General features: G+C 70.3%; 3 protein-coding genes. All 3 read right to left on the bottom strand.

The genetic code is table 11. From position 1 onward, the window contains the following. Positions 1 to 240: 240 nt before the first annotated feature. Positions 241 to 957: an anti-sigma factor family protein gene (locus AC1D1S_RS20975; protein ID WP_243177807.1), complete on the bottom strand. Its 717-nt coding sequence runs from the start codon at positions 955 to 957 to the stop codon at positions 241 to 243. After that, positions 954 to 1460, bottom strand: a complete 507-nt coding sequence (locus AC1D1S_RS20970; protein WP_028276775.1) for a sigma-70 family RNA polymerase sigma factor — start codon at positions 1458 to 1460, stop codon at positions 954 to 956. The genes AC1D1S_RS20975 and AC1D1S_RS20970 overlap by 4 nt, the downstream gene beginning before the upstream one ends. Positions 1461 to 1719: 259 nt before the next feature. Then, the coding region (locus tag AC1D1S_RS20965; protein ID WP_476995429.1) for a hypothetical protein at positions 1720 to 1906 on the bottom strand (187 nt) is incomplete at its 5' end.

Below are 1906 nucleotides of genomic sequence, written 5' to 3'. Positions count from 1 at the left end.
ATGCCGCCGCGAGGGCTCCCAGCGATTCCGCAAAAGCCAGGCCAGCCCCGATGGCGTCGAGGTCGAAGAKCCCCTTCGCGCAGGCTGGGTCCAGGGGTGTGTTCGCGGAAGTCACGCCTCCATTGTCCCTGCAATGGAGTCCTGGCCATCCATCCGGCGCCGCGCCGCTGATCCACCCGCCGGCGCCCCGCCGGCGCGGGCACGGGTGCGGCCCCGTTCGTGCACGCGGGTGTGCCGGCGCTACGGGTGCGCGGCCAGGAGCGTCTTGCCGCTCGCGACGGCACGGATTTCAATGCTGCGGATATCGGCTCTCGGGACAACTGTGGTGGCCGTCGGTGTCGCCACTGTCCCCGGCGTTGCTGTCCAGGTGGCCACCTGGGTGGTGGCGCCGCGGGAGTCGAGAATCACCAATCCGTACTCCTCCGGCGCGCGGAGACCGCCCGGCAGAGCATAGTCGGCCGGGGACGGCGTGTACGTGCACTGCCAGTCGATCTGCGTTCCCCACGGCTGCGTGGTCAGGGATCCGGTGGCCACCATGGCACTGTCGGCGACCGGGGTGAAGTTCAGGGCCGTCGCGGATGCGGCCTGGATCTGGGCAGCCGGGGGCGGGGAGGCCGTGACCTCAACGTAAACCGCGCCCGCGGCGGCAGCGGCGCCCAGCATGATCCCGGCGACAGCCAGGCGGGTGCGCCGGCGGCCGCGCTGGACCTTGCGCGCCAGTCCGGGCTGCAACGTCGGTGTCCGCCGTTCGCCGTCAGTCCGCCCGAGGGACTGGGCTTCCTCGGGTGAGAGTGCTGCCAGCAGCGACGGCAGTCCGGCAAGTTCGGCGACGGCGGCCCTGCAGCCAGCGCAGCCGGACAGGTGCTCCTCGAACTCGTGCCGCTCAGAGGAGACGAGGGAACCCAGCACGTACGCGGCATCCCAGCGCCGGTACTCATCGGTTCCGTTCCGGTTCATGGCGTCACGCCTCCCTCCTGAAGGGCCAGCCTCATCGCCCTCAGCGCGTAGTGCAGGCGCGACTTCACTGTTCCCTCGGCCAGTTGAAGATTTTGCGCGATCTCGGCGGTCGTCTCCCGCAAATAGTACGAATGAATGACGACGGCCCGGTGCTCGGCGGACAGCCCGGCGAGCGCATCCGAGACAAGCCACCCGTCCAGGATCCTGTCGACCCGGTCCGCCTCCGGAATCTCTGGCAGCTGGTCGGTTGCCGTTTCGTGCCGGCGGCGGGCGCTGCGCCGGTCATCGATGACGAGATTGCGGGCGACCGTGTAAAGCCAGGCCCGCACCGCCGGCTCCGGGCGCTGCAGAATCGCCGGGTGTTTCCACGCGCGGATCAGCGTCTCCTGCACGACGTCGTCCGCCAGGGCGCTGTCACGCGTCATTCCCATGACGAACCGCCATAGCGCCGGGCCGTAAGCCTCCTGCAGCGATCGCAGTAACTCGGCCTCCTGATCGGACATTTCCGCCTCCTTGGAGGTAGGACGACGCCGGGCGGCAAACAGTTCACTTGCGCCCGGCGCGGTCAATGGCCGCAGTCCGTGTTGAACCTGCAGGCTGCCGGAACCGTTGTAGGGACAGGTCCGGCCGCCCCTGGCCGGCCATCCCTAAGGAGAGCACAATGAGGATTCTTCGCCCGGCGACTGCCGCCGCGGCGTTGGGCGCCATCCTGCTGCTGGGGGCCTGCTTCGGCGGGCACACAGCGACGCCGGCACCGGCCCCCTACACAGTCCCGTCAGTTCCTGCGACGGGGAACCCCTCACCGTCGCCCAAGGACCCCGCCAGCAGCGCGGCTCCGCCGTCGACCGTTGCCGCGCCCGTTGCGCCGGCGCCGCCACGGTATGTTGCCCCGCCCGTTGCGCCGGCCCCGCCACGGTACATTGCGCCGCCCGCCCCGGCGCCCATGATC

The sequence above is a fragment of the Arthrobacter sp. P1_A5 genome (assembly GCF_056406825.1).
Note: the sequence above shows the minus strand (reverse complement) of the source record. Positions and strands in the feature narration are given on the sequence as shown.